This is a genomic window from Paraburkholderia sp. MM5482-R2, from assembly GCF_050436125.1.
Classification (GTDB): Bacteria; Pseudomonadota; Gammaproteobacteria; order Burkholderiales; family Burkholderiaceae; genus Paraburkholderia; species Paraburkholderia tuberum.
The window spans coordinates 3,648,742-3,674,240 of the sequence record NZ_JBNDLP010000002.1 but is presented as its reverse complement, the minus strand read 5'-3'; the positions used below and the strand labels follow the sequence as shown (position 1 = coordinate 3,674,240).

25 protein-coding genes are annotated in these 25,499 nt (G+C 64.5%); 11 read left to right on the top strand and 14 right to left on the bottom strand.

The features are described from left to right. Nucleotides 1-15: 15 nt before the first annotated feature. Nucleotides 16-1,437 (bottom strand): D-arabinitol 4-dehydrogenase, encoded by a 1,422-nt coding sequence (dalD, locus tag OKW37_RS19800; protein ID WP_184051481.1) that lies wholly within the window; start codon nt 1,435-1,437, stop codon nt 16-18. Between the two features lie 378 nt (nt 1,438-1,815). Between dalD and OKW37_RS19795 the strand changes: the two genes are divergently transcribed. The 7 genes from OKW37_RS19795 to OKW37_RS19765 all read left to right on the top strand — a co-directional run bounded on the left by OKW37_RS19795 (nt 1,816) and on the right by OKW37_RS19765 (nt 9,873). After that, nucleotides 1,816-2,793, top strand: coding sequence for an AraC family transcriptional regulator (locus OKW37_RS19795; RefSeq protein ID WP_429404583.1), 978 nt, complete (start codon nt 1,816-1,818; stop codon nt 2,791-2,793). 111 nt (nt 2,794-2,904) lie between these two features. Then, on the top strand, nt 2,905-3,858 hold the full coding sequence (locus OKW37_RS19790) for a substrate-binding domain-containing protein (protein WP_184051485.1): 954 nt from the start codon (nt 2,905-2,907) through the stop codon (nt 3,856-3,858). Between the two features lie 61 nt (nt 3,859-3,919). After that, nucleotides 3,920-5,440, top strand: a complete 1,521-nt coding sequence (locus tag OKW37_RS19785) for a sugar ABC transporter ATP-binding protein (RefSeq protein ID WP_429404586.1) — start codon at nt 3,920-3,922, stop codon at nt 5,438-5,440. Next, nucleotides 5,427-6,434 carry an ABC transporter permease gene (locus tag OKW37_RS19780; protein WP_184058264.1) on the top strand — a complete coding sequence of 336 codons (1,008 nt, stop codon included), beginning with the start codon at nt 5,427-5,429 and terminating at the stop codon, nt 6,432-6,434. The genes OKW37_RS19785 and OKW37_RS19780 overlap by 14 nt, the downstream gene beginning before the upstream one ends. 40 nt (nt 6,435-6,474) lie before the next feature. After that, entirely contained in the window at nt 6,475-7,563 is a 1,089-nt protein-coding gene (locus OKW37_RS19775) for an alcohol dehydrogenase catalytic domain-containing protein (RefSeq protein ID WP_184023044.1), read from the top strand. A 31-nt stretch (nt 7,564-7,594) separates the two neighbouring features. Then, nucleotides 7,595-9,139 (top strand): FGGY-family carbohydrate kinase, encoded by a 1,545-nt coding sequence (locus OKW37_RS19770; RefSeq protein ID WP_429404589.1) that lies wholly within the window; start codon nt 7,595-7,597, stop codon nt 9,137-9,139. Next, complete coding sequence (locus tag OKW37_RS19765) at nt 9,136-9,873, top strand: SDR family oxidoreductase (RefSeq protein WP_429404591.1); 738 nt, start codon at nt 9,136-9,138, stop codon at nt 9,871-9,873. Before OKW37_RS19770 ends, OKW37_RS19765 begins: the two co-directional genes overlap by 4 nt. Before the next feature lie 93 nt (nt 9,874-9,966). On the opposite strand, the gene OKW37_RS19760 is transcribed toward OKW37_RS19765, so the two are convergent. The 4 genes from OKW37_RS19760 to kynB form a co-directional block, all read right to left on the bottom strand. Continuing rightward, the gene (locus OKW37_RS19760; RefSeq protein ID WP_429404593.1) at nt 9,967-10,338 is read right to left on the bottom strand and encodes a contact-dependent growth inhibition system immunity protein; all 372 of its coding nucleotides are present in this window, start codon (nt 10,336-10,338) and stop codon (nt 9,967-9,969) included. 159 nt (nt 10,339-10,497) lie between these two features. Further along, nucleotides 10,498-11,424, bottom strand: a complete 927-nt coding sequence (gene kynA, locus OKW37_RS19755) for a tryptophan 2,3-dioxygenase (protein WP_184051495.1) — start codon at nt 11,422-11,424, stop codon at nt 10,498-10,500. Between the two features lie 10 nt (nt 11,425-11,434). Next, a complete protein-coding gene (kynU, locus tag OKW37_RS19750) occupies nt 11,435-12,685 on the bottom strand; it encodes a kynureninase (protein ID WP_429404596.1) in 1,251 nt (416 codons plus the stop codon). Further along, nucleotides 12,672-13,376, bottom strand: a complete 705-nt coding sequence (gene kynB / locus OKW37_RS19745) for an arylformamidase (RefSeq protein WP_429404598.1) — start codon at nt 13,374-13,376, stop codon at nt 12,672-12,674. The genes kynU and kynB overlap by 14 nt, the downstream gene beginning before the upstream one ends. A gap of 130 nt (nt 13,377-13,506) precedes the next feature. Here kynB and OKW37_RS19740 point away from each other — a divergent pair, with 130 nt between their 5' ends. After that, entirely contained in the window at nt 13,507-14,028 is a 522-nt protein-coding gene (locus OKW37_RS19740; RefSeq protein ID WP_090801655.1) for an Lrp/AsnC family transcriptional regulator, read from the top strand. 73 nt (nt 14,029-14,101) lie between these two features. On the opposite strand, the gene OKW37_RS19735 is transcribed toward OKW37_RS19740, so the two are convergent. Together OKW37_RS19735 and OKW37_RS19730 are read right to left on the bottom strand one after the other, a co-directional pair. Beyond that, nucleotides 14,102-14,611, bottom strand: a complete 510-nt coding sequence (locus tag OKW37_RS19735; RefSeq protein WP_090801653.1) for a flavin reductase family protein — start codon at nt 14,609-14,611, stop codon at nt 14,102-14,104. A 51-nt stretch (nt 14,612-14,662) separates the two neighbouring features. Then, nucleotides 14,663-14,923, bottom strand: coding sequence for a hypothetical protein (locus tag OKW37_RS19730; RefSeq protein WP_429404600.1), 261 nt, complete (start codon nt 14,921-14,923; stop codon nt 14,663-14,665). Nucleotides 14,924-15,122: 199 nt separating this feature from the next. Between OKW37_RS19730 and msrA the strand changes: the two genes are divergently transcribed. After that, nucleotides 15,123-15,662, top strand: coding sequence for a peptide-methionine (S)-S-oxide reductase MsrA (gene msrA / locus OKW37_RS19725; protein WP_429404602.1), 540 nt, complete (start codon nt 15,123-15,125; stop codon nt 15,660-15,662). 63 nt (nt 15,663-15,725) lie between these two features. Here msrA and OKW37_RS19720 read toward each other — a convergent pair whose 3' ends face one another. From OKW37_RS19720 to pdxH, 3 genes are all read right to left on the bottom strand, one after another. Beyond that, nucleotides 15,726-17,063 (bottom strand): DUF72 domain-containing protein, encoded by a 1,338-nt coding sequence (locus OKW37_RS19720; protein ID WP_429404604.1) that lies wholly within the window; start codon nt 17,061-17,063, stop codon nt 15,726-15,728. A gap of 96 nt (nt 17,064-17,159) precedes the next feature. Further along, nucleotides 17,160-18,374, bottom strand: coding sequence for a class I SAM-dependent methyltransferase (locus OKW37_RS19715; RefSeq protein WP_429404606.1), 1,215 nt, complete (start codon nt 18,372-18,374; stop codon nt 17,160-17,162). 149 nt (nt 18,375-18,523) lie between these two features. Beyond that, nucleotides 18,524-19,165 (bottom strand): pyridoxamine 5'-phosphate oxidase, encoded by a 642-nt coding sequence (gene pdxH, locus OKW37_RS19710; protein ID WP_090801646.1) that lies wholly within the window; start codon nt 19,163-19,165, stop codon nt 18,524-18,526. Between the two features lie 266 nt (nt 19,166-19,431). Between pdxH and tcdA the strand changes: the two genes are divergently transcribed. Next, a complete protein-coding gene (gene tcdA, locus OKW37_RS19705) occupies nt 19,432-20,289 on the top strand; it encodes a tRNA cyclic N6-threonylcarbamoyladenosine(37) synthase TcdA (protein WP_184058247.1) in 858 nt (285 codons plus the stop codon). 68 nt (nt 20,290-20,357) lie between these two features. On the opposite strand, the gene trxA is transcribed toward tcdA, so the two are convergent. Both trxA and OKW37_RS19695 read right to left on the bottom strand, forming a co-directional pair. After that, complete coding sequence (trxA, locus tag OKW37_RS19700) at nt 20,358-21,206, bottom strand: thioredoxin (protein WP_090801643.1); 849 nt, start codon at nt 21,204-21,206, stop codon at nt 20,358-20,360. A gap of 95 nt (nt 21,207-21,301) precedes the next feature. Continuing rightward, the gene (locus tag OKW37_RS19695) at nt 21,302-22,177 is read right to left on the bottom strand and encodes a pirin family protein (protein WP_429356074.1); all 876 of its coding nucleotides are present in this window, start codon (nt 22,175-22,177) and stop codon (nt 21,302-21,304) included. A 167-nt stretch (nt 22,178-22,344) separates the two neighbouring features. Between OKW37_RS19695 and OKW37_RS19690 the strand changes: the two genes are divergently transcribed. Continuing rightward, nucleotides 22,345-23,226, top strand: a complete 882-nt coding sequence (locus tag OKW37_RS19690) for an EamA family transporter (protein ID WP_429404609.1) — start codon at nt 22,345-22,347, stop codon at nt 23,224-23,226. A gap of 82 nt (nt 23,227-23,308) precedes the next feature. Here OKW37_RS19690 and OKW37_RS19685 read toward each other — a convergent pair whose 3' ends face one another. Then, nucleotides 23,309-24,916, bottom strand: coding sequence for an N-acetylmuramoyl-L-alanine amidase (locus OKW37_RS19685; RefSeq protein ID WP_429404611.1), 1,608 nt, complete (start codon nt 24,914-24,916; stop codon nt 23,309-23,311). After that, nucleotides 24,898-25,494, bottom strand: a complete 597-nt coding sequence (gene tsaE / locus OKW37_RS19680; RefSeq protein WP_429404613.1) for a tRNA (adenosine(37)-N6)-threonylcarbamoyltransferase complex ATPase subunit type 1 TsaE — start codon at nt 25,492-25,494, stop codon at nt 24,898-24,900. The genes OKW37_RS19685 and tsaE overlap by 19 nt, the downstream gene beginning before the upstream one ends. Between the last annotated feature and the right edge of the window lie 5 nt (nt 25,495-25,499).

Below are 25,499 nucleotides of genomic sequence, written 5' to 3'. Positions count from 1 at the left end.
GCGCTGTCATGCGCATTAAGCCTGGCTAGTCGCGCCGCGTTCGGCGAGCCATGCGTCGACCCGCGCGAGCGCGCCCGCGAGCGCCGCTTCGAGCTCGGGCGTCTGCGCCATGCCGCCCCACAGCAGCCGGTCGGCGGCGAATGCGCGCAGCGGATCGGGCGCCGTGAAAAAGGCGTGCGCGACGCGCTCGTCCATCACGCCGTCCTGATACGCGTAGGGCAGCTTGCCCGTGTGCCAGCGTTCCAGAAAGCGGAAGAACAACGCGGGCAGCATCGCGCTCGCCGCCGGCGTGACGCCGCGCTCGAAGCATTCGGCGAGTGTCGGCGCGATGAAGCCGGGCAACTTCGAGAAGCCATCGGCGGCGACGCGCTGGTTCGTGTCGAGGATATGCGGGTTGCTGAAGCGCTCGAGCACGACGTCGCGATAGCGTTCGAGATCGAGCGGACTCGGTGTCAGACACGGGATCACGTCCTCGGTCACGTAGTCGTACGCGAACTGGCGGATGTCGGCGTCGAGCGTGCCTTCGTGGATGTAGTTCAGGCCGACCAGCGTGCCCGCCCACGCGATGCAGCTATGCGTCGCGTTGAGAATGCGGATCTTCGCTTCCTCGTACGGCAGCACCGAATCGACGAGTTCCGCGCCGACCTTCTCCCAGGCCGGCCGTCCCGCGATGAAGCGGTCTTCGATCACCCACTGGATGAACGCCTCGCCCATCACCGGACTCGCGTCGTCGACGCCGGTCGCGGCCTTCACGCGCTCGCGCACGTCGGGCGTCGGACGCGGCGTGATGCGATCGACCATCGAACACGGGCATGACGTGTTGTCGTCGAACCATTGCGCGAGTTCGTTCGCGCCGCGTCGTTCGAGAAACTCGCTCATGCCCGCATGAAAGCGCTCGCCGTTGCTGCGCAGGTTGTCGCAGGTCTGCAGCGTGACGGGTCCCGCGCCGCGCTTCACGCGCGCGTCGAGAATCGCCGCGAGCGCGCCGTAGATCGTCGTGTGGCCGCCGGCGAGGTCGGCGGCGAGATCGGCATTCGCGGTGTCGAGCCGGTCGTGTTCGTCGAGGTAATAGCCGCCTTCGGTCACGGTGAACGCGATGATCTTGCAAGCCGGATCGGCGCCCGCGTCGATCAGTCCGTCGAGGCTTTCGCTCCACGGCAGCACGCGCTCGATCGAGCGGATCGTCTCGTAGGCGCGCTCGCCTTGCGGCGTGACGGTTTCGAGCGTGTAGACGCCGTTCTGCGCGGCGAGCGCTTCGAGCACCGGGTTCATGTCGCCGCGGATATTGCCCACGCTCAGCGACCAGCGCGGCTCGCCGGCCGTGCTCGCTTCGTTCAGCCGGTGCAGATACCACGCCTGATGCGCGCGATGAAACGATCCCGCGCCGATGTGCAGGATCACGTGTGCGGCCGCGCCGCTGCCTTGCCCGCTGTTCATGTTGTGTCTCCAAAAACTTGTCCGCGGCGCTCGCGGCGCGCGTTCTGTGCGTGCAGAGCATTTGCTCTGTATGTGAGCGAATGATCGTACCCGGAGAAACGAAAGTCAAGGCAAGGGGGCGGGCTTTTGATGGCGCAGCGCGGCATGGGCGATGCGCCGGCGGCAGCGGCGAGCAACCGAGGCGAGAAAACGAGTCGCGCCGCTCATATTGCATTGCATCAAATTTGACCGCGCACGCGTCGGGGCTAACCCGAATACAAAAAAGTATCGGTCCGCGGTTTCTTTTAAAGTGGTCGCCAACGCGTTTGGCGGTTACTTTTCGCTTTACAAGATCAAGATCGGCGGTGCCTCCCGCGCGCCGCTTCATGGAGGCAGACAGTGCAACCTGATCTCGAAATCGTGGCCGTACGCCACGACGAATCGTTCAAAGTGTGGTCGCATGGCTATCCGTATCGCACGGTGCGCTGGCACTTTCATCCGGAGTACGAAATCCATCTGATCGTCGCGACGACCGGCAAGATGTTCGTCGGCGATCACATCGGCAGCTTCGCGCCCGGCAACCTCGTGCTGATGGGGCCGAACCTGCCGCACAACTGGGTCAGCGACGTGCCCGAAGGCGAGAGCGTCGCGCAGCGCAATCTGGTCGTGCAGTTTGGCCAGGAGTTCGTATCGAACTGTCTCGAGAGTTTTCCGGAGTGGCGTCAGGTCGAGGCGCTGCTCGCCGATGCGCGTCGCGGCCTGTCGTTCGGCCTGGAGACATCCGCGCAGATCAAGCCGCTCTTTCTCGAACTGCTCGCGGCGCGCGGGCTGCGCCGGCTCGTGCTGTTCATGTCGATGCTCGAGATCCTGATCAACGCGCCGGATCGCGAGACGCTCGCGAGTCCCGCTTATCAGGCCGATCCGACCAGCTTCGCGGCGACCCGCATCAATCACGTGCTCGCGTATATCGGCAAGAACCTCGCGAACGAGTTGCGCGAGTCGGAGCTTGCGCAACTCGCCGGCCAGAGCGTCAGCGCGTTTTCGCGTTATTTCCGCCGCCATACCGGGCTGCCGTTCGTGCAGTATGTGAACCGCATGCGCATCAATCTCGCGTGCCAGTTGCTGACCGACGGCGAACTGAGCGTGACCGACATCTGCTTCAAGGCGGGCTTCAACAACCTGTCGAATTTCAACCGGCAGTTTCTTGCGATGAAGGGCATGGCGCCGTCGACGTTTCGCCGTTATCAGCAACTGAACAATGCGAGCCGCGATGCTTCCGAGCAGGCGGCCGCGCATGGCAGGGGCATCGACAACGCGCCGGCGATCGTGCTCGCGCCGGGCTTGTCGCGTAGCGGCGTCGCGTACCCGGTCACATAGTGCCCATCCGGTAGTTCACAGCTTTATTCCACTCGCGTTTCAACACGCATCGATCGCGCTGTGCGCCCACAGCGCGACGGGGCGTGCTCACTTCAAAAAATGGAGACAACCATGAAGCCGTCTACTCTTTCGCTTAACCCTTCGATGATGTTCGCGCGCCGTGTCGCCGCGCTCGCGTTCGGTTTGTCGCTAGTCGCTGTGTCGGCCGCGCAGACCGCGCAGGCCGCGCCGCTGAAAATCGGCATGACGTTCCAGGAACTGAACAACCCGTACTTCGTGACGATGCAGAAAGCGCTGAACGACGCGGCCGCGTCGACTGGCGCGACGGTCATCGTCACCGACGCGCATCACGACGTCAGCAAGCAGGTCAGCGACGTCGAAGACATGCTGCAAAAGAAGATCGACATCCTGCTCGTCAATCCGACCGACTCGACCGGCATCCAGTCGGCGGTCATGTCGGCGAAGAAGGCGGGCGTCGTCGTGGTCGCGGTCGATGCGAACGCGAACGGTCCGGTCGATTCGTTCGTCGGCTCGAAGAACTACGACGCGGGCGTGATGGCGTGCGACTACCTCGCGAAGTCGATCGGCGGCAGCGGCGAAGTGGCGATTCTCGACGGCATTCCGGTCGTGCCGATTCTCGAACGCGTGCGCGGCTGCAAGGCGGCGCTCGCGAAGTCGCCGGGCGTGAAGCTCGTCGATACGCAGAACGGCAAGCAGGAACGCGCGACCGCGTTGTCCGTCACCGAGAACATGATCCAGGCGCATCCGAATCTGAAGGGCGTGTTCAGCGTGAACGACGGCGGCTCGATGGGCGCGCTGTCGGCGATCGAATCGTCGGGCAAGGACATCAAGCTGACGAGCGTCGACGGCGCACCGGAAGCGATCGCCGCGATCCAGAAGCCGAATTCGAAATTCGTCGAGACGTCTGCGCAATTCCCGGCCGACCAGGTGCGCATCGCGCTCGGCATCGCGCTCGCGAAGAAGTGGGGCGCCAATGTGCCGAAAGCGATTCCGGTCGACGTGAAGATGATCGACAAGAGCAACGCCAAGGGCTTCAGCTGGTAATGCAAGCGCAGGCCGCCGCGTATGGAGATCACACGCGGCGGCCGCGGCGGAGGAACACGCGATGGACACGATTCTGAAGCTCGACAACATCAGCAAGAGCTTTCCCGGCGTGAAGGCGCTGCAAGGCATTCACCTCGAGATCGCGCGCGGCGAGATTCACGCGCTGCTCGGCGAGAACGGCGCGGGCAAGTCGACGCTGATGAAGATTCTGTGCGGTATCTACCAGCCCGACGAAGGCACGATCACGCTCGACGGCCAGCAACGCCACTTCGCGAACTATCACGACGCGGTGGCCGCAGGCGTCGGTATCGTGTTTCAGGAGTTCAGCCTGATTCCGTATCTGAACGCGGTGGAGAACATGTTTCTCGGCCGTGAATTGCGCAACCGCTTCGGTCTGCTCGAATGCGGCAGAATGCGGCGCGCGGCGACGCGGATTTTTGAGCGGCTTGGCGTAGCGATCGATCTGTCGGTGCAGATCCGGGAACTGTCGGTAGCGCAGCAGCAGTTCGTCGAAATCGGCAAGGCGTTGTCGCTCGATGCGCGCGTGCTGATTCTCGACGAACCGACCGCGACGCTGACGCCCGCCGAGGCGGCGCATCTGTTCACGATCATGCGCGAGCTGAAGCAGCAGGGCGTCGCGATGATCTTCATCTCGCACCACCTCGAAGAGATTTTCGAGGTGTGCGACCGCATCACGGTGCTGCGCGACGGCCAGTACGTCGGCACGACCGAGGTCGCGCAATCCGACGTGAGCCGGCTCGTGCAGATGATGGTGGGACGCCGCATCGAAAGCAGCTTTCCGCCGAAGCCGACGCCGCGCGCCGACGCGAAGGTCGTGCTCGACGTCGTGCGCTTGCAGCTGTTCAAAGACAGCCCCGAGCTGAGCTTCACGCTGCGCGAGGGCGAGATTCTCGGCTTCGCGGGACTCGTCGGTTCGGGGCGCACCGAGACCGCGCTCGCGGTGATCGGCGCGGACCGTGCGTACGCGAAGGAAATTCGCGTCAACGGCGCGGCCGCGAAGCTCGCCGATCCGGCTGATGCGCTGCGCGCGGGCGTCGGCATTCTGCCCGAGAGCCGCAAGACCGAAGGGCTCATTACCGAGTTCTCGATCAAGCAGAACATCTCGATCAACAACCTCGGCAAGTACCGGTCGCTACGTTTCTTCATCGACCAACGTAGCGAAGCGCGCGCGACCGCCGACATCATGAAGCGCGTCGGCGTGAAGGCCCCAACGATGCACACCGAAGTCGCGACGCTGTCGGGCGGCAATCAGCAGAAGGTCGTGATCGCGCGCTGGCTCAATCACCACACCAACATCCTGATCTTCGACGAACCGACGCGCGGCATCGACGTCGGCGCGAAGGCCGAAATCTATCTGCTGATGCGCGAACTGACCGCGCGCGGCTACTCGATCATCATGATCTCGTCCGAGTTGCCGGAGATCGTCGGCATGTGCGACCGCGTCGCCGTATTCCGGCAGGGCCGCATCGAAGCGCTGCTCGAAGGCGACGCGATCGAATCGAATGCCGTGATGACCTATGCGACCGCCGGTTCGGCTGGAGCCTCTCATGAACATGCCTAATCCTTTCTCTTCGCCGAAAACATCGAGTGTCAACAGCGACACGCCGGGCGCGCCGGTGCGCTTCACGTGGGCCGCGCTCAAGCGCTCGACGCTGTTCTATCCGTTCATCGGCCTGCTGGTCGTCTGCATCGTGATGGTGTTCGCGAGCGACAGCTTTCTGTCGGCCGCGAACATCGAGAACGTGCTGCGCCAGGTGTCGATCAACGCGATCATCGCGGTCGGCATGACCTGCGTGATCCTGACGGGCGGCATCGATCTGTCGGTCGGCTCGGTGATGGCGCTCTCGGGCACGCTGTCGGCCGGCCTGATGGTCGCCGGCATGAATGGGGTGGCCGCGCTTGCGGTCGGCCTCGCGGTCGGTCTCGGCTTCGGCGCGGCCAACGGCTTTTTCGTCGCGTTTGCCGGCATGCCGCCGATCATCGTCACACTCGCGACGATGGGTATCGCGCGCGGCCTCGCGCTGATCTACACGGGCGGCTATCCGATCGATGGTCTGCCCGACTGGGTCAGCTTCTTCGGCAGCGGCAAGATTCTCGGCGTCCAGGCACCGGTCGTGATCATGGCGGTGATCTATCTGATCGCGTGGGTGTTGCTCGAACGGATGCCGTTTGGCCGCTACGTGTATGCGATCGGCGGTAACGAGCAGGCGACGCGATTGTCCGGCGTGCGCGTCGCGCGCGTGAAGCTGATCGTCTACACGATCGCCGGCTTGACGTCAGCGTTTGCCGCGATCGTGCTGACCGCGCGCCTGATGAGCGGCCAGCCGAACGCGGGCGTCGGTTTCGAACTCGACGCGATCGCCGCCGTCGTGATGGGCGGCACGTCGATCTCCGGTGGGCGCGGCTCGATCATCGGCACGCTGATCGGCGCGCTGTTACTCGGCGTCCTGAATAACGGCCTGAACATGGTCGGCGTGAATCCATACGTGCAGAACGTGATCAAGGGCGGAATCATTCTGCTCGCAATCTATATCAGCCGCGACCGCAGAAAGTAACGCTCGCTTCCCCACATCCCTCTTTTCGCAGGACCATGCAATGACGACTCAATCCGACCAGCAGAACATGACCGCCATCGTCTGTCATGCACCGAAAGACTATCGAGTCGAGCAGGTACAGAAACCACGCGCGCGCGCGCACGAACTCGTGATCCGCATCGCCGCGTGCGGCATCTGCGCGAGCGACTGCAAATGCCATTCGGGCGCGAAGATGTTCTGGGGCGGCCCGAGCCCATGGGTCAAGGCACCGGTGATTCCGGGTCATGAGTTCTTCGGCTATGTCGAGGAACTGGGCGAGGGCGCGGCCGAGCATTTCGGCGTGCAGAAGGGCGAGCGCGTGATCGCCGAGCAGATCGTGCCGTGCGGCAAGTGCCGCTACTGCAAATCCGGCCAGTACTGGATGTGCGAAGTGCACAACATTTTCGGCTTTCAGCGCGAGGTGGCGGACGGTGGCATGGCCGAGTACATGCGCATTCCGCCGACCGCGATCGTCCACAAGATTCCCGACGGCATCTCGCTCGAAGACGCCGCGATCATCGAGCCGCTCGCGTGTGCGATTCACACGGTCAATCGCGGCGATCTGCAACTCGACGACGTGGTCGTGATCGCGGGCGCGGGGCCGCTCGGTCTGATGATGACGCAGGTCGCGCATCTGAAGACGCCGAAGCAGCTCGTCGTGATCGATCTCGTCGAAGAACGGCTCGCACTCGCGCGCGAATATGGCGCGGACGTGACGATCAATCCTCGGAAGGACGACGCGCTCGCGATCATCCATTCACTGACGGACGGCTACGGCTGCGACGTCTATATCGAAACGACGGGTGCGCCGATCGGGGTGAATCAGGGGATGGACCTGATCCGCAAGCTCGGGCGCTTCGTCGAATTCTCGGTGTTCGGCGCGGATACGACGCTCGACTGGTCGGTGATCGGCGATCGCAAGGAACTCGACGTGCGCGGCGCGCATCTTGGGCCCTATTGCTATCCGATCGCAATCGATCTGCTCGCGCGCGGGCTCGTCACGTCGAAGGGCATCGTCACGCACGGCTTTTCGTTGGAAGAATGGGACGAAGCGATCAGGATCGCGAACTCGCTCGATTCGATCAAAGTGCTGATGAAGCCGCGCGCGTGAATCTGGGGCGCGGCGTTTCAACGGAGACTCTATGAACTACGTCATCGGCGTCGATATCGGCACGCAGAGCACGAAGGCGCTGCTGGTCGACGAGCAGGGCGCGATCGTCGCGCAGCATGCGTCGAGCTATCAGCCCGATACGCCGAAGCCATTGTGGGCCGAGCAGTGGCCCGCGGTGTGGCTGAAGGCCGTGGTCGAATGCGTGGCCGCGTGCGTCGGCGACGCGAAGGCGGCCGGCATCGCACCGGGCGCGATCAAGGCACTGTGCGTGAGTAGCCTGTACGGCGGCTCGGGCATTGCGGTCGACAACGACATGCGGCCGCTCGCGCCGTGCCTGATCTGGATGGACCGGCGCGCGACCGCGCAGGTCGACTGGGTGCGCGAGAACGTCGATCTCGAACGGCTCTATACGATCACCGGCAACGGGGTGGACAGCTACTACGGTTACACGAAGATGCTGTGGCTGCGCGAGAACGAGCCGGACGTGTGGGCGCATACGCGCTATTTTTTGCCGCCGAACGCATACGTGATCTACATGCTGACCGGCGAGGTCGCCGTCGATCACAGCTCGGCCGGCAACATCGGCGGCGTCTACGATATCGCGCGGCGCGACTGGTCGGACGAAGCGCTCGACATGCTCGGCATTCCCGCGACGATGATGCCGGAGCGGCTGGTCGAATCGTCGGAGGTGGTGGGCGGGCTGTTGTCGCAATGGACCGCGCAGCTCGGGCTCGACGCGGGAACCGCGATCGTCGCGGGTGGCGTCGATGCGGCGATGGCGACGTTCGCGGCCGGCGTCACGCGCGCGGGGCAGCACGTTGCGATGATCGGCACCAGCATGTGCTGGGGTTACATCAATCAGCGTGTCGACGCACGGCACGGTTTGATCAGCATGCCGCACGTTTTCAACGGGCAGCACGACATCTACGTATTCGGCGGCGCGATTACCGCGGGCGCGTCGGTCACGTGGTATCGCGAGCAGTTCTGTCATGCGGAGATCGAGGCCGCGCGCGCGACACCGCATGGCGATCCGCATCGGCTGCTCGAAGAGAGCGCCGCGCAAGTGCCGGCCGGCGCCGACGGCGTGGTGTTTCTGCCGTATCTGATGGGCGAGCGCAGCCCGGTGTGGGATGCGAAAGCGAGCGGCGCGTTCGTCGGGCTGTCGCTGTTTCATACGCGCGCGCATCTGTATCGCGCCGTGCTCGAAGGCGTGTCGTTCGCGCTGAAGCACAACATCGAGGCGGGGCGCAAAGGCGCGCAATCGCTCGACGACAAGCTGATCGTGGTCGGCGGCGCCGCGCATTCGGACCTGTGGATGCAGATCATCGCCGACGTCACCGGCTATCCGGTCTACACGATCGAGCAGGACGTCGAAGCCGCGATGGGCGCCGCGCTGCTCGCCGCGCTCGGGGTCGGTCTCGTGTCGCGCGAAGCGGCGCAAGGCGGCTGGGTCACGCTGATCGAGCGCGCGCAGCCCGAGGCACGGCGCATGGCGCTATACAAAGAGCGCTTCGGCGTGTACACGGACCTCTATCCGGCGTTGAAGCCGGTCATGCATCGCTTGCAATCATCATGAACGCTACTTTCGATTTTTCCGGCCGCTCGATTCTGGTGACGGGCGCCTCCAGCGGCATCGGCCGCGCGACGGTCGAGGCGCTGTGCGCGAGCGGCGCGTCGGTCGTCGCGGCCGCGCGCAACCTGAACGAGCTCGCGCGGCTCGCCGAGGAAACCGGCTGCGAGCCGTTGAGGCTCGACATCAGCGACGAAGCCGTGATCGACGAAGCAATGGCCTCGCTCGCACCGTTCGACGGTCTGGTGAATTGCGCGGGCATCGCGTTGCTCGAACGCGCGGTGGAAACGACGGCCGCAAGCTTCGATCGCGTGATGGCGGTGAATGCGCGCGGGGCGGTGCTGGTCGCGAAGCACGTCGCGCGTGGCATGCTCGACGCGGGGCGCGCGGGCAGCATCGTCAACGTGTCGAGCCAGGCCGCGCTCGTCGCGCTCGACGATCATCTGAGCTATTCGGCATCGAAGGCCGCGCTCGATGCGATCACGCGCGCGTTGTGCATCGAGCTGGGGCCGTACGGAATTCGCGTGAACAGCGTGAACCCGACGGTCACGCTGACGCCGATGGCGGTGCTGGCGTGGAGCGATCCTGTCAAACGCGATCCCGCTTTGCAGGCGATTCCGCTCAGGCGCTTTGCCGAATCGGCGGAAGTCGCCGCGCCGATTCTGTTTCTGTTGAGCGACGCGGCGTCGATGATCAGCGGGGTGTGTTTGCCGATCGATGGTGGTTATACCGCGCGCTAGCGGGTGTCAGGCACTGTCGGTTGCCGGGTGAAATGGAAGTACGCGGAGGCCCTACCAGACGGTGTGGGGCCGTCCGGTGGGAGGAAGTGCGGGCTACTCACTCAGAAGAAGACGCTTAAGCTTGTCAAGGAAAGCCTCAGTGGTCTGCTCCCACACGGTCGGATCGCACTGGTAGCCAAAATTTTCCTCAAATGCTGCGTCAAGGTTCCCCGCATGATCGTTCTTGAATCGGTCTATCTCGGCCACCGTCGCGTAAATCTCTTCCGGTGTGCATTCGCATGTAAAAGACAAAACCAATTCCTCAATTGTGTTTCCGAACAAGTCGAAATCTTCATGGAAGCGGCCACCAATCAATTGATACAAATTTTCGTATCTCAGATTGATCGACTGGCCGGATAGCACAGCCGCGAGCTGCTGAGCACTCAGTACAACCTTCAGTCCTTCGTCGTCATCGGCACCGGGCATATCGAAACACTCTGATGTTTTTATGGGGTTCCGATGCTGCCATGCTGACCATCTCTCAAGATTCGGATAACTCCGAACTTGCGTAATAGTGTTGGCTTGCTCTTTGTTCCCCGCCAGGATGCCAGGTTTGCCCGGGAAGTGCCTTACGCGCGCTAACCGCTACAGCATCGTCCGCACGTGCCACAGCTCGGGAAACAGCACCACGTCGAGCATCTTGCGCAGATACTGCGCGCCGCTCGTGCCGCCGGTGCCCTGCTTGAAGCCGATGATGCGCTCGACCGTCGTCACGTGGCGGAAGCGCCACTGGCGGAACGCATCCTCCAGATCGACGAGTTCCTCGGCCATCTCGTACAGATCCCAATGCTCGGACGGATTGCGATACACCTCGAGCCACGCCGCTTCGACCGATGCATCATGTTCGGTCGGCTTCGTCCAGTCGCGTTCGAGCCGCGCGGGCGAAATCCTGAAGCCGCGGCGCGCGAGCAGCCTCACCACTTCGTCGTAGAACGACGGCGCTTCGAGTGATGCCTTCACTTGCGCGTACACGTCGGCGCGATGCGCGTGCGGCTTCAGCATCTGCTCGTTCTTGTTGCCGAGCAGGAATTCGATCTGCCGGTACTGATACGACTGAAAGCCCGACGAACTGCCGAGGTACGGCCGCATCGCCGTGTATTCGGACGGCGTCATCGTCGCGAGCACGCTCCACGCCTGCACCAGCTGCTCCATGATTCGCGACACGCGCGCAAGCATCTTGAACGCGGGCGGCAGGTCGTCGCGATGCACGGCCGCGAGCGCCGCGCGCAGTTCGTACAGCGCGAGCTTCATCCATAGCTCGCTCGTCTGATGCTGGATGATGAACAGCATCTCGTTGTGATCCGGCGACAACGGATGCTGCGCGTCCAGCACCGTGCCGAGCGACAGATAATCGCCGTAGCTCATCGACTCCGAGAAGTCGAGCTGCGCGTCGTGCCAGCCGCTGTCGGCCGCGCTCGCGGACGGCGCCGACGCCGTCCGTCCGTGTCCGAACGGGCAGCCTTGTGCCGCCGGTTCTTCTGGCAAGCCCGGCGTGTGCATGTGATCGGTCATTCTGTCGTCCTCAGGTAACGGCGCCGCGCTGGGCGAATTCAGGGGCCCGCCAGGCCTCGCGGGTGAGCACGTCGCGCAAGATTTCGACGGCGTCCCATACGTCGACGAAGCGCGTGTACAGCGGCGTGAAGCCGAAGCGCAGCACGTGCGGCTCGCGATAGTCGCCGATCACGCCGTGCGAGATCAGCGCCTGCATCACCTCGTAGCCGTGCGGATGTTCGAAGCTAGCGTGCGAGCCGCGCTGCGCATGCTCACGCGGCGTCACGAGCTTCAGTGGAAATTCGCTGCAACGTGTCTCGACGAGTTCGATGAACAGATCGGTCAGCGCGAGCGACTTCTGGCGGACCGCCTGCATAGACGTTTGCAGGAACACGTCGAGCCCGCATTCGACGAGCGCCATCGACACCATCGGCTGCGTGCCGCACAGGTAGCGGCCCACGCCGTTGTCGGGCTGATACGTCGGGTTCATCTCGAACGGCGCGCGATGCCCCCACCAGCCCGACAGCGGTTGCGCAAACCCGTTCTGGTGACGTCTGGGCACCCACACGAACGCGGGCGAACCGGGACCGCCGTTCAGGTACTTGTACGTGCAGCCGACCGCGTAGTCGGCACCGACGCCGTTCAGATCGACCGGCACCGCGCCCGCCGAATGCGCGAGATCCCACAGCGCGAGCGCGCCCCTGTCGTGAATCAGCTTCGTCAGCGCGGCCATGTCGTGCATGTAGCCGGTGCGGTAGTTCACGTGCGTGATCATCGCGATCGCGGTGTCCTCGCCGATCGCGTCGGGCAGTTCGGACGGATCGTCGACGAGGCGCAGCTCGTAGCCGCGATCGAGCTGCTCGATCAGGCCCTGCGCGATATACAGATCGCTCGGGAAGTTCGAGCGCTCGGACACGATCACGCGACGTTTCGGATCGCGCGCATTGGCGAGCCGCACGGCGGCCGACAGCAGTTTGAACAGGTTGATCGAGATCGTGTCGGTAATCACGACTTCGTCTTCGGCCGCGCCGATCAGCGGCGCGAGCTTGTTGCCGAGTCGGCGCGGCAGCGCAAACCAGCCGGCATTGTTCCAACTGCGGATCAGTCCTTCGCCCCATTCGGCGGCGATCACGGTCTGCGCGCGCTGCGCGGCGGCGGCCGGCGGCACGCCGAGCGAGTTGCCGTCGAGATAGATGGTCGTCGGCGACAGCGCGAACTGTTCGCGCAGCGCTGCGAGCGGGTCGGCGCTGTCGAGCGCCACGGCTTCATCACGATGGTTCATGGTGGTTCGATGGGTTGGGTTGTCGGGTTGATCGCTCGCCGGGGAGCGTGGCTGAGCGCGAGCCGGGCAGTGCACGCAGCACCGCGCGCACCGGGCTCGCGTCGAGCGTGGTCAGCTTCAGCGGCAGCGCGATCAGCTCGTAGTCGCCGGGTTCGACCGCGTCGAGCACGATGCCCTCGAGAATCGCCATCCGGTGCGCGCGAATGCGGTGATGCGCATCCATCGTCTTCGATTCCTGCGGATCGAGCGACGGCGTATCGATGCCGAGCAGCGTCACGCCGCGCGCGGCGAGCAGGTCGACGGTCTCGGGCGCGACCGCGCAGAACGCACTATCCCACTCGCGCGTCGGCGCTTTTCTGTAAGTGCGCAGTAAGACTCGCGGCGGCAAATCGTCGAGCGAGCCGGCCAGATGTTGTGGCGTCACAACAGGCAACGCGCCGATACAGTCAATCACTCTGCATAAACCGAGATATGCGTCGAGCGGCACGTTGCCGATCGCGGCGCCGTCGGCGTCGTAGTGCAGCGGCGCGTCGGTATGCGCGCCGGTGTGCGGCGAGATCGTCAGACGCGCGACATTGACCGGCGAGCCAGCCTCCATGCGCCAGACGCGCTCGATGCCGACCGGCGTGTCGCCCGGCCAGACGGGCGTGGCGGTATCGACGGCGGGGGTGATGTCCCAGAGTGCTCGCATGAGGGTGTCGACGGTTGGTGACGATCTCTAAATGATAGAGGTCAAGCTGTGAAATGTGATTGCGAAAAAATCTCCTTACCAGCCGTGTCTTGGAACATAATTTGAGTCAAACAGGAAAGGGAGACCGAATATGAACGCGATCTCGCTCGACGCCACCGATTGCCGTATCTTGACGGTGCTTCAGCAGGAAGGACGGATCAGCAATCTCGACTTGGCGGAGCGCATCTCGCTCTCGCCATCGGCCTGTCTGCGACGCCTGCGTCTGCTGGAAGAGCAGGGCGTCATCGAACACTACCGAGCGTGCCTGAACCGCGAAGTTTTGGGGTTCGAGCTGGAAGCGTTCGTGCAGGTATCGATGCGCAACGACCAGCAGAACTGGCACGAGAGTTTTGCCGAAGCGTTGCGCGACTGGCCCGAAGTGGTCGGCGCTTTCGTCGTGACCGGCGAAACCCACTATCTGCTGCGCGTGCTCGCGCACAACCTCAAGCACTATTCGGACTTCGTGCTCAATCGCCTGTACAAGGCGCCGGGGGTGATGGACATCCGCTCGAACATCGTGCTCGAAACGCTGAAGGAAGATTCGGGCGTGCCGGTGTCGCTCGTGAAGAAGAACAGCGGGCACGGAGCCACGCATAGCGACCGTTCAGGATGATGAGGGCGGGGCGCGCCGTTTTCGACGCGTCCGACCGACAGGCGCTACAGACGCCAGGGAAGCGCCGAGCCGCTCAAAGCGGCTTCAGGCCGTGGAACTGCGCGCTCTGGAACACGAGCGGCAGCATGTCCGCGGCATTTTCATGCACACCGCAGCGCTCCACTTCGCCGACGAAAATCACGTGGTCGCCTTCCTCGTAGCGGCTGCGGTTATGGCATTCGAACCACGCGAGTGCGCCGTCGAGCACCGGCATGCCGCTGTCGCCCGCCGCGTGCGACACGCCCTCGAAGCGGTCGCCCTTCACGGTCGCGAAGCGCTTGCACAGATCGAGCTGCGTCGAGGCCAACACATTGATCACGTAGTGACTGTTGGCGCGGAACACCGGCATCGACGCGGAGCGCGTCGCGAGACTCCACAGCACGAGCGGCGGAGAAAGCGACACCGAGTTGAACGAACTGGCCGTGATGCCGATCAGTTGGCCGGACGCGGCGCGCGTCGTAATCACGGTGACGCCGGTCGCGAACTGGCTGAGCGCCTGTTTGAACGCGGACGGGTCGAAGTTGGGTGGGCTCGCGCGCTTCATCGGGGCGAGGCCCCCGTCGCGCGCCGTGTGAAAGAACGACTGCAGCGCGAATCAAGGCGCGAATTGAAGCGCGAATTGAAGCGTATACCCGCGCGGCGGGAAGCGGATGTTTCGAAAGTCATGGTGAAAATCGTTGATTTCCGCCAATTTTAACTGCAATCGCCGCGCGCGCCGCAGCACAATGCGTGCGGCGCGTGGCAGCCGGGCGGTTGCATCGACGATCGCCTCGAAAGGCTGCACCCGAAAATTTGCCGATCGTGCTGGATCGAGGCGCGGGCGCGGCGCTTGCGTGTGTGAGGCACGGTTATTCACACGTCGCGTGCCGGCGTTTCTATACTCGATATCTGCACGGCCGGATTTGCGGTCATTGCGCGACGGGTGCCTGACTCGTGCCTGACTGCGCCTTTCAGAACGCGTGTTCGGCCATATATTCGGATGCGGTGGCAGATACGGCGGCGCTACGCAGGCCGGCTGCCGATCATTGTGTGAATCTGATCCTGGGGTGAAGCTTATGAACGAGACAGCAACGCTCGGCGGTGGATGTTTCTGGTGCCTCGAAGCGGTGTATCTGGGCGTCGAGGGCGTCAATGCGGTGGAGTCGGGTTATGCGGGTGGTCACGCGCGCCATCCGAGCTACGAGCAGGTCTGCGACGGCGACACCGGTCACGCGGAAGTGGTCAAGGTCGACTTCGATCCGGCCAAGATCAGATATCGCGAGATTCTCGACATCTTTTTCGCGATCCACGATCCGACCCAGCTGAACCGGCAGGGCAACGACGTCGGCACGCAATACCGCTCGGTGATCTTCACGCATTCCGACGCGCAGCACGAAACCGCGCTGCAGGCGATTCGCGAGATCGGCGAACAGCGCATCTACGACGGCAAGCTCGTGACCGAGGTGCTGCCGCTCGGCGACAACTACTGGCCCGCCGAGGCCTACCACCAGAACTATTTCGCGCAGCATCCGAATCAGGGCTACTGCTCGTTCGTGGTAGCGCCGAAAGTCGCGAAATTCCGCCAGAAGTTCGCGCATCGGATCAAGGCGGGTTAACGGCGCAGCGTGGGGATTGGAGTCGGCAACGGGCGGATGCGTAAGACCGCCCGCTGCTGTTCGTCACTGCGGTTCCTGTGCTCGCGATGGCACCTCGTCGCCGTTATCGCCGCGTCCCTGCGTGACACGCACGCAGGCTTCGACGATTTCTTCGGCCAGTTTCACGCAGCTGAGCGGCGCCGATCCCTCCGCCTTGTTGTTGACCGCGATCACGACCGGCTGACCAGCGAGCGCGTAACGCGCGGCCAGTTCGGCGAGCGACGCGCGCGTCGCCGGATCTTCGTCGACGAGCCGGTTGAACGGCTCGTACTTCGCCTTCGCCTGTTCGTACTTGAAACCGCCGTGCAGGCTCCAGCGCACGATCAGCGGACCGGCCGGCTCACCATCGAGCAGCGCGAGCGCCGCGGCCTGGCGCAGCGGATCGGGCATCCGCGCATGAATGCCGACGCAGTAGCGCACGCCAGCCGTCTTCAGCATGCGGATGAAGCGCGGCGTGAGCAGGCTCGCGTCGCGAATCTCGACCGCGTAGCAACTGCCGTCGGGCAGCCCGGGCAGCGCGTCGAAAAACTCCCCCAGTCGTTCGATGAATACCGCCGGCTGCGCGAGCATCTGATCCGGCAGCGGCGAGAACTGGAACACCAGCGCGCCGGCCTTTGCGCCGAGGCCTTCGAGGCAGGGCGTGACGAAATCGTCGATCGCCATCTGTGCGTTCAGGAAGCACGGGTTCAGCGACACCGGCTCGCCGCGCTCGGCGCGCACGGTGGCGTCGGTGATCGTCATCGGCGCCTTGACGATGAAGCGGAAGTGCTCGGGCACCTGCTGCGCGTGGCGCAGGTATTCGGTGACCGTCAACGCCTGGTAGAACGAGCGGTCGATGCTGACCGTCTTCAGCAGCGGATGTGCGCCGTACGCACTCAAGCCCTCGCGCGACAGTTTGCTGTTGCTGTAGTCGTCGCCGTAGACGATGCCTGTCCAACCCGGGAACGACCATGTCGACGTGCCGAGGTGGATCTGCGGCGGCAATTGCGCCGCGAGCGCGAGCAGCTCCGGCGAGGGCGGTGCAGCGAGCACGTCGCGGCTGCGGCGCTTTTTCGGGGCGTCGGCGGAGGCCGGCGCGGAGTCTGGTTCAGGAGCGGGGCTGTCGGGCGGGGTGTCGGCTTCGAACAGCGACGCGGGGGCGTTGGATATTGCGGTCTTCGGCGTGCGCTTGTGCTCTGGCTGCGCGGCAGCGCTTGCGGCCGAATCGGCTTCACGTGCGGACATGGCCGGCGCTTCTGCCGCGGCCTCCACCGGCATCCCGAACAGATCGAACTGCTGCGCGGCCTGATGCGCCGCATCGTCCGTGCTGCCGTCCTTGCCGTTCAACGGCTCTTCGACGTCACTCGTCCTGCTCTGGTCCATCAATGTCCGGCCTGCTGTTCATCAGAATTGCGCCGCGGCGCGCGCTCCATGCACGCCGCCGCGGCGCGACCGGTCACAAACCGGGTCACAGCCGGGTCACAGCGGTTTTTCGTACATGTAGCGGCGCGACCACGGCAGGGTTTTCGCGCTGCGGCCGGCTTTGCGGCACACCACCTGGAAAATCGACACGTCGTCGTTTTCGAACGCATACGCGCAGCCGGCCAGATACACGCGCCAGATGCGGAATTTTTCGTCGTCGACGAGCTTGCGCGCCTGGTCTGCGTGGGCTTCGAAATTTTCCGCCCAGATGTCGAGCGTGTGCGCATAGTGACGGCGCAGGCTTTCGACGTCAACCGGTTCGAGCCCGCCGCGCTGCATCGATTCGAGCGCGAGGCTGATGTGCGGCAGTTCGCCGTCCGGGAACACGAAGCGGTCGATGAACTCACCGCCGCCGAGCGCGGTTTCGCCGCTATCGGCGTCGCTCGACGTGATGCCGTGGTTCATCGCGATGCCGTCGTCGGCGAGCAGATCGTGCATCTTCTGGAAATAGCCGGGCAGGTTCTTGCGGCCGACGTGCTCGAACATGCCGACGCTCGTGATGCGGTCGAACTGCCCCTTGATGTCGCGATAGTCCTGCAGGCGGATATCGATCTGGTTTTCGAGGCCCGCCGCTTTCACGCGCGCGGTGGCGAGATCGAACTGGTTCTGCGACAGCGTGACGCCGACGCACTTCGCGCCGAACTTTTGCGCGGCGCGCAGCACGAGCGCGCCCCAGCCGCAGCCGATGTCGAGCAGACGCTGCCCGGGCTGCAGCTGGATTTTGGTCAGAATGTGATCGATTTTCTTCAGCTGCGCGGTCGCGAGGTCTTCGGTGCCGGTCTCGAAGTACGCGCACGAGTAGACCATGTTCTCGTCGAGCCACAACCTGTAGAACTCGTTCGACACGTCGTAGTGATACTGGATCGCTTTCTTATCCGACGTCTTCGAGTGATTGAAGTAGCGCCGCACGCGCGCGAGCTTGCCGGCGCTCGTCACGGTGCTGCGCGCGAGCTGATAGCCGATATTGATGATGTCCGACAGCTTGCCCTCGATGTCGATCTTGCCTTTGACATAGGCTTCGCCAAGATTGTCGAGGCTCGGTTCGAGCAGATAGGGCAGCGCGGTTGCGCTCTTCACGTGTAGCGTGACCCGGGGCGCGGCGAACTGCCCGAAGTCGTGTTGCTGACCGTCCCACAGCACGAGGCGTGCGGGCAGGTTAGCTGTGGTTTTGACATCTTCAACCCACTGCGCCAGCTTTTTCTCCCAGAACATGTGATCTCTCCGTGTTCGTTGATTTAAAGCAAAGCTATGTGGATCGCGACATGGCGCGGCGCATTCCGCGGGCCGCGCAACGCAATCCCGCCGACGCGCGCCGCTACGTTGGCGCCGCCGCCGGCCTCATTCGTCCGGTCATCGACCGGTCAGGGCGACAGGCGTGCGATCAGCCAGTTGGCGCTTTCTTCCGCGCGCGTGTAAAGCAGACGATCGTGCAGCCGAGACGGCCGCCCCTGCCAGAATTCGATCGCGTCGGGCACCAGACGGTAGCCACCCCAGTGCGGCGGACGCGGAGGATTTTCGCCGTATTGCAGGCTGATTTCGCGTTCGCGTACTTCGAGCTGCGAACGGCTTTCAATCACCTGACTCTGATTCGATGCCCATGCGCCGATCCGCGAGCCGAGCGGACGGGACGCGAAATACGCGTCACTGTCTGCCTCGCTCGTTTTGACGACGCGGCCCTCGATGCGCACCTGGCGTTCGAGTTCGATCCAGTGAAACAGCAGGCTCGCGTAGGGGTTCACGTTCAGTTCGCGGCCCTTGCGGCTTTCATAGTTGGTGAAGAATACGAAACCGCGCTCGTCGACGCCCTTGATGAGCACGATGCGTGCCGAAGGCCGGCCGCGCGCGTCGACCGTGGCCAGCGTCATTGCATTCGGCTCGGGCAGCTTGGCGTCGATGGCCTGCTGGAACCACGTGTCGAATTGACGGAACGGATCGTGGTTGACGTCGGCAACGTCCAGTGAGCCCAGCGAGTAGTTTTTTCGAAGCTCGGCGAGTGAGATCATATTCTTATGCGAACGCTACAGTGTGGGCCAAGTATAGCTAAGGCGTCAGGTTTTTGCGCGCGAGCGAAGCAACGTATGGCGCGGCGCATGTTGCGCCGGCGCAAGCCTGCAACATTGCGTCGCTGCTCGTGGTCCTCCGCGGCTGTTTTCACGTGTTCAGGCAAAATACGGGCTGCGCGCCCCATTTGCCAAAGCAATTTGCCCAGGCGATTTGCCAAAGCGCCGCCGCCTGCTTTGTTCCGCCTGTGTTTTCGAGCCCTGCCATCATGTCCAGCACCGCCGCGCAATCCGATCTTACTACCAGCCTCGACGCGAACGAAACCGCCGACCGCGCGCGCCGTTTCGGCGGCATCGCCCGTCTGTATGGCGCGCCCGCGCTCGCCGCATTCGAGGGTGCGCACGTCGCGGTGATCGGCATCGGCGGGGTGGGGTCGTGGGTCGCGGAGGCGTTTGCGCGCAGCGCGCTCGGCACGCTGACGCTGATCGATCTCGACAACGTCGCGGAAAGCAACACGAACCGGCAGATTCACGCGCTCGACGGCAACTACGGAAAACCGAAGGTCGAAGCGATGGCCGAACGCATCGCGGCAATCAATCCGTACTGCGAGGTGCGGCTGATCGAGGACTTTGTCGAGCCGGACAATTTCGCGGCCACGCTCGGCGGCGGCTTCGACTATGTGATCGACGCGATCGACAGCGTGCGCACGAAGACCGCGCTGATCGCATGGTGCGTCGAGCGCAACCAGCCGCTGATCACGGTCGGCGGCGCGGGCGGTCAGCTCGACCCGACGCGGATCCGCATCGACGATCTCGCGCTGACGATCCAGGACCCGCTGCTGTCGAAGGTGCGCGGGCAGTTGCGCAAGCAGCATGGCTTTCCGCGCGGGCCGAAGGCGAAGTTCAAGGTGAACGCCGTGTATTCCGACGAGCCGCTGATCTATCCGGAAGCGGCCGTCTGCGATATCGATGAAGAAGCCGAGCACGTGAGCACGTCGCCGGGGCATACGGGGCCGGTCGGCTTGAACTGCGCCGGGTTTGGCTCCAGCGTGTGCGTGACCGCGAGCTTTGGTTTTGCGGCCGCGGCGTACGTGTTGCGGGAGCTGGCGAAGAAGGCGACGGTTTAGGAGGCAGCCCGGGCGGCGGTTTCAACCGCGCTGACCCAGGCTGCCATCGGGCAAAACATCACAATCGATCAATACAACGACGCGCTCAGCCTGCGCCGCCACTGCGACACCAGCTCCGGCTGATGTGCGGCCAGATCGAACACCGACAACATCGTCTTGCGGCCGATATCGTCGCGGAACGCGCGGTCGCGTTGCACGATCGCGAGCAGATGTTCGAGCGCCTGCGCGTATTTGCGTCGCGCGATAAACGCATTCGCAAGATCGAAGCGTGCTTCGAGATCGTCGGGGTGGCCGGCGACGCGCGCTTCGAGCGCATCGGTGGGCGGCAGGTCCGCGGCGGCGTCCACCGCGTCGAGCCGAGTCTTGATCGCGTTGAAACGCGCGTCGATGCCTTGCGTGGTTTTCGGCGACAGCAGATCGACTTCGTTGCGGGCCTCATCGATGCGGTTGTCTTCGAGCAGTAACTCGATGCGGTCCATGCGCGCGTCGTCGAAGCCCGGGTCGTAAGCGAGCGCCGCTTGCAGCAGGTCGTAGGCGTCGTCGCGGCGGCCTTCGGCGAGCGCGGTCTGCGCTTCGATGCGCGCGGCCGGCGCCCCTTGCGGCACGAGCCGGTCGAGGAACTCGCGCAGCTGTCCTTCCGTCAGCACGCCGACGAACTGATCGACGGCCTGGCCGTCGGCGAACGCGATCACGTGCGGAATGCTGCGCACCTGGAAGTGCGCGGCCAGCTCGTGGTTCTCGTCCACGTTGACCTTCACGAGCTTCCATTTGCCGGCGGCTTCGGCTTCGAGCTTTTCGAGCATCGGGCCGAGGCTCTTGCAGGGGCCGCACCACGGCGCCCAGAAATCGACCAGCACGGGGGCCAGCATCGACGCCTTGATGACGTCCTGTTCGAAAGTGGCCAGAGTGGTGTCCATTGCGTCCTCGTCGATAGAAACGGTTTGTGAACAGGCGCTAGGTGGGGCCGAATCGCGCGAATTCAATGCCCACCCTGGCGCGCGGCCCGGCGCCGTCACTTGCGCTGCGGCAGCGGAATCCATTCGGTTTCGCCGGGCACGTGGCCCATTTCCTGATTGGTCCACGCGAGCTTCGCGGCTTCGATTTTCTCGCGCGAGCTCGCGACCAAATTCCATTCGATGAAGCGCTCGCCGTCGAGCTTCTCGCCGCCGAGCAGCATCGCGCGCGCGCCGTGCGTGCTCGCGAGCGTGACGGTTTCGTCGAGCGCGAGCACGGCCATCTGGCCCGCTTCGAGCGGCGTGCCGTCGATCTCCAGATCGCCTTCCACCAGATATACACCGCGCTCCTCGTGCTCCGGTTCGAGCGCGAACGCGCTGCCCGGCGTGAAGTCGGCGGCGACGTACAGCGTGCCCGAAAACGTCGCGACCGGCGACACCGCGCCGAACGCGGTGCCCGCGATCACGCGCAGCGTCACGCCGTTGCGCTCGACGACCGGCAAGGTCGCCGCCGCATGATGCGCGAACGACGGCTCGGCATCTTCATCGGCGAGCGGCAGCGCGACCCAGGTCTGGATGCCGTGAATCGTCTGGCCGCGCGCGCGGTCTTCCGGCGGCGTTCGCTCCGAATGGACGATGCCGCGCCCGGCCGTCATCCAGTTGACGTCGCCGGGGACGATCTTCTGCTCGGAGCCGAGGCTGTCGCGATGCATGATCGCGCCGTCGAACAGATAGGTGACGGTCGCGAGGCCGATATGCGGATGCGGGCGCACGTCGAGGCCGCTGCCGGGTTCGAGGGTCGCGGGGCCCATGTGGTCGAAGAAAATGAACGGGCCGACGAGGCGCGCCGCCATCGCAGGCAGGACACGCCGCACGGTCAGATTGCCGATGTCGCGTAAGTGCGGTTTGAGGACGGCTTTGATCGAGGAAGTCATGGGCAAGCTCGACGGGAAAATGGAAGGAGAAGACTCGAATGGTCGATTCTACTGCGCGTCGCGCGCTGCCGACGGCAACGGCGCACGCTCGCCACGAGCGGGCGCAACGAAGCGAATTTGCGGCCTCCGTTACACTGCCAGATCGAACCATTTCTTTGGAGACCCGGATGTCGCCCAGGGACTTGCTGCTCGCGCTGATCGTCGTGCTCGCGTGGGGCGTCAATTTCGTCGTGATCAAGGTCGGCCTGCACGGCGTGCCGCCGATGCTGCTCGGCGCGCTGCGCTTTACGCTCGCTGCGGTCCCGGCGGTGTTTTTCGTCAAGCGGCCGCAGATGCCGTGGCGGTGGCTGTTCGCCTACGGCGCGACGATCTCGTTCGGGCAATTCGCGTTCCTGTTCTCGGCGATGTACGTCGGCATGCCGGCGGGGCTTGCATCGCTGGTGCTTCAGGCGCAGGCGTTTTTCACGCTGATCTTCGCGGCGCTGTTTCTGCACGAGCGCTTCCGTTTGCCGAACGTCGCGGGTCTGCTGATCGCCGCGGCGGGGCTTGCGGTGATCGGCCTGCAAGGCGGCCACACGATGTCCGTCGCTGGTTTCCTGCTGACGCTGTGCGCCGCGTGCATGTGGGCACTCGGCAACATCGTTACGAAGAAGGTCGGCAAGGTCGATCTGGTCGGACTCGTCGTGTGGGGGAGCCTGATTCCGCCGCTGCCGTTTTTCGCGGCGTCGTTCGTGTTCGAAGGGCCGCGCGAGATCGCCGCCGCGCTGACCGGTATCAGCGCGCTGTCGATCTTCGCGATCGTCTATCTGGCGTTTATCGCGACGCTGGACGGCTATGGCTTGTGGAGCCGTCTGCTGTCGCGCTATCCGGCGAGCCAGGTCGCGCCGTTCTCGCTGCTGGTGCCAATCGTCGGACTCGCGTCGGCGTCGTGGCTGCTCGGCGAGCAACTGTCTGCGATGCAGGTGGCGGGCGCGTTGCTCGTGATGGCGGGGCTCGCGGTCAACGTGTTCGGCGGCTGGGTCGTGCAGCGCTTGATACCGGCACGCTGAGCAACCGTTGCACCACGCGTCGCGAGCGTGAATAAAAAAACGGCCGCGAGGCCGTTTTTTTATTGCTTCGTGTGTGCCGACATCACGTCATGCGGCTCTTCGCGAGCGGCGGATTCGCCGCGAAATAGCGCTTGATGCCGGTCAGGATCGCGCTGGCCATCTTGTCGCGATACGCGTCGTCGTTCAGGCGGCGCTCTTCGTCCGGATTGCTGATGAACGCGGTCTCGACGAGGATCGACGGAATGTCCGGCGCCTTCAGCACCGCGAAGCCGGCCTGCTCGACCGAGCCCTTGTGCAGCTTGTTGATGTCGCCGATCTCTTTGAGCACGAAGTTGCCGTAGCGCATCGAGTCGCGAATCTGCGCGGTGGTCGACATGTCGAACAGTGCGCGGTTCACGGTGGCGTCGGCGGACTTGATGTTGATGCCGCCGATCAGATCCGACGAATTCTCCTTGTTCGCCATCCAGCGCGCGGCCGCGCTCGACGCGCCGTGCTCCGACAGCGCGAACACCGAGGAGCCCTTCGCCTCGGGCGTCGTGAACGCGTCCGCGTGGATCGACACGAACAGGTCCGCGCCGACGCGGCGCGCTTTCTGCACGCGCACGTTCAGCGGCACGAAGAAGTCGGCGTCGCGCGTCATCATCGCGCGCATGTTCGGCTGCGCGTCGATCTTCGCGCGCAGCTTCTTCGCGATGTCGAGCGCGACGTGCTTCTCGTAGGTGCCTGCGCCGCCGATCGCGCCCGGGTCCTCGCCGCCATGACCCGGATCGATTGCGACGGTGAGCAGTCGCACGGTGTTGCTGCGGCTCGACTTCGGTGTGGTGAATGCGTAGGTGTCGCCGCTGTCGCCGAGGTTGTCGTTGTTGCTGTCGAGACCGCGTGCGGTGCTGTTGCTGTTGGCGTTGCCACCCTTGTTGCGCGCCAGTGCGGCAGGCGGCGCGGAGGGCGCGGACGGCGCCGCCTGCCTGCCGGCAATGACCGGCGCGGACGGCGCCGTCGTGCCATGCGTGGGCGGATGCGGTACGCCCGCGGCGCCATTGCCGGCGCCACCGTTCTGCGCGTAGTGCTCGAAGAACGCTTCGCTGTTGTCGACCGGCGGCGCCGTGCCGGGGCCGGCAAGCGTCGCGGGCGGCGCGCTGTTTTCTTCGTTGAGCGCCTGCTGCTTGCGCTCGGTCTGCGCGAGCAGGTCCATCAACGGATCGGGCGCGACGGCCGGATACAGGTCGAACACGAGCCGGTACTGGTACGCGCCGACCGGCGGCAGCGCGAACACCTGCGGCTTCACCGAGCCCTTCAGGTCGAACACCATGCGCACCACGTGCGGCTGATACTGCCCGACCCGCACCGACGAAATCTGCGGATCGTTCGGTGTGATCTTCGAGACCAGCTCCTTCAGCGCCTGATCGAGGTCGAGGCCGTTCAGATCGACGACGAGCCGGTCCGGTCCCTGCAGCAGTTGCTGCGTGTTCTGCAGCGGCTGATCGGATTCGATCGTCACGCGCGTGTAGTCGCGCGCGGGCCACACGCGCACGCCGAGCACCGAGCTCGCAAACGCGAGACGCGGAGCGACGAGGCCGAGCACCAGCGTCGACGCACCGGCGCGCAGGATCTGCCGGCGCCGCCAGTTATGCGTTGCGCCCGCCGCCGATTCGATCGAATGGAATGGTTTGATTAACATCTTTCGAGACATGCCTTTCCTGATTCGCTATAAGCGCGTGCGACGAGTACGCGTGCGTCCGCGTTTGCGTCTGTGTTGCCGACGAGCCCGAGCAAGAAGACGAGATCCGGCACGCCGAGCAGCGCTCCCGCGCGTTGCGGCCATTCGACGAGGCAGACCGCGCCGCTGTCGAAATATTCGCGAAAGCCCGCGTCGGCCCATTCGGCCGGATCGGTGAATCTGTACAGATCGAAGTGATAGAGCGCGAGTTCCCCGGCGGGCCGCTCGAGCACATACGGTTCGACGAGCGTGTAGGTCGGACTGCGCACGCGGCCGGTGTGGCCGAGGCCGCGCAAGGTCGCGCGCACGAGCGTGGTTTTGCCCGCGCCGAGATCGCCGACCAGTTGGACTTGCAGGCCGTGGAACGCGGGGCCGCTTGCGGCGCCAGGCTGGGCTGGCTGTGCCTGATGCGAGGCCGCGCGCACGCTTTCGATCGCCTGTGCGAAGCGCGCGCCGAACGCCTGCGTGGCGGCTTCGTCCGCGAGCGCGACAGAGCGTTCGAGCAGCACGGGAGCGGACGGTAGGGGCGCGTGATCGGGATTGACAGGCATTCTCG

Coding starts and splice junctions, on each gene's coding strand:
- OKW37_RS19685 (WP_429404611.1), bottom strand. CDS start 24,916: ATGTCTCGAAAGATGTTAATCAAACCATTCCATTCGATCGAATCGGCG.
- OKW37_RS19780 (WP_184058264.1), top strand. CDS start 5,427: ATGAACATGCCTAATCCTTTCTCTTCGCCGAAAACATCGAGTGTCAAC.
- OKW37_RS19790 (WP_184051485.1), top strand. CDS start 2,905: ATGAAGCCGTCTACTCTTTCGCTTAACCCTTCGATGATGTTCGCGCGC.
- trxA (WP_090801643.1), bottom strand. CDS start 21,206: ATGGACACCACTCTGGCCACTTTCGAACAGGACGTCATCAAGGCGTCG.
- OKW37_RS19775 (WP_184023044.1), top strand. CDS start 6,475: ATGACGACTCAATCCGACCAGCAGAACATGACCGCCATCGTCTGTCAT.
- msrA (WP_429404602.1), top strand. CDS start 15,123: ATGAACGAGACAGCAACGCTCGGCGGTGGATGTTTCTGGTGCCTCGAA.
- kynU (WP_429404596.1), bottom strand. CDS start 12,685: ATGAACCATCGTGATGAAGCCGTGGCGCTCGACAGCGCCGACCCGCTC.
- OKW37_RS19720 (WP_429404604.1), bottom strand. CDS start 17,063: ATGGACCAGAGCAGGACGAGTGACGTCGAAGAGCCGTTGAACGGCAAG.
- OKW37_RS19740 (WP_090801655.1), top strand. CDS start 13,507: ATGAACGCGATCTCGCTCGACGCCACCGATTGCCGTATCTTGACGGTG.
- OKW37_RS19695 (WP_429356074.1), bottom strand. CDS start 22,177: ATGACTTCCTCGATCAAAGCCGTCCTCAAACCGCACTTACGCGACATC.
- kynB (WP_429404598.1), bottom strand. CDS start 13,376: ATGCGAGCACTCTGGGACATCACCCCCGCCGTCGATACCGCCACGCCC.
- OKW37_RS19715 (WP_429404606.1), bottom strand. CDS start 18,374: ATGTTCTGGGAGAAAAAGCTGGCGCAGTGGGTTGAAGATGTCAAAACC.
- OKW37_RS19735 (WP_090801653.1), bottom strand. CDS start 14,611: ATGAAGCGCGCGAGCCCACCCAACTTCGACCCGTCCGCGTTCAAACAG.
- OKW37_RS19770 (WP_429404589.1), top strand. CDS start 7,595: ATGAACTACGTCATCGGCGTCGATATCGGCACGCAGAGCACGAAGGCG.
- pdxH (WP_090801646.1), bottom strand. CDS start 19,165: ATGATCTCACTCGCCGAGCTTCGAAAAAACTACTCGCTGGGCTCACTG.
- tcdA (WP_184058247.1), top strand. CDS start 19,432: ATGTCCAGCACCGCCGCGCAATCCGATCTTACTACCAGCCTCGACGCG.
- OKW37_RS19690 (WP_429404609.1), top strand. CDS start 22,345: ATGTCGCCCAGGGACTTGCTGCTCGCGCTGATCGTCGTGCTCGCGTGG.
- tsaE (WP_429404613.1), bottom strand. CDS start 25,494: ATGCCTGTCAATCCCGATCACGCGCCCCTACCGTCCGCTCCCGTGCTG.
- dalD (WP_184051481.1), bottom strand. CDS start 1,437: ATGAACAGCGGGCAAGGCAGCGGCGCGGCCGCACACGTGATCCTGCAC.
- OKW37_RS19765 (WP_429404591.1), top strand. CDS start 9,136: ATGAACGCTACTTTCGATTTTTCCGGCCGCTCGATTCTGGTGACGGGC.
- OKW37_RS19760 (WP_429404593.1), bottom strand. CDS start 10,338: ATGCCCGGTGCCGATGACGACGAAGGACTGAAGGTTGTACTGAGTGCT.
- OKW37_RS19785 (WP_429404586.1), top strand. CDS start 3,920: ATGGACACGATTCTGAAGCTCGACAACATCAGCAAGAGCTTTCCCGGC.
- kynA (WP_184051495.1), bottom strand. CDS start 11,424: ATGACCGATCACATGCACACGCCGGGCTTGCCAGAAGAACCGGCGGCA.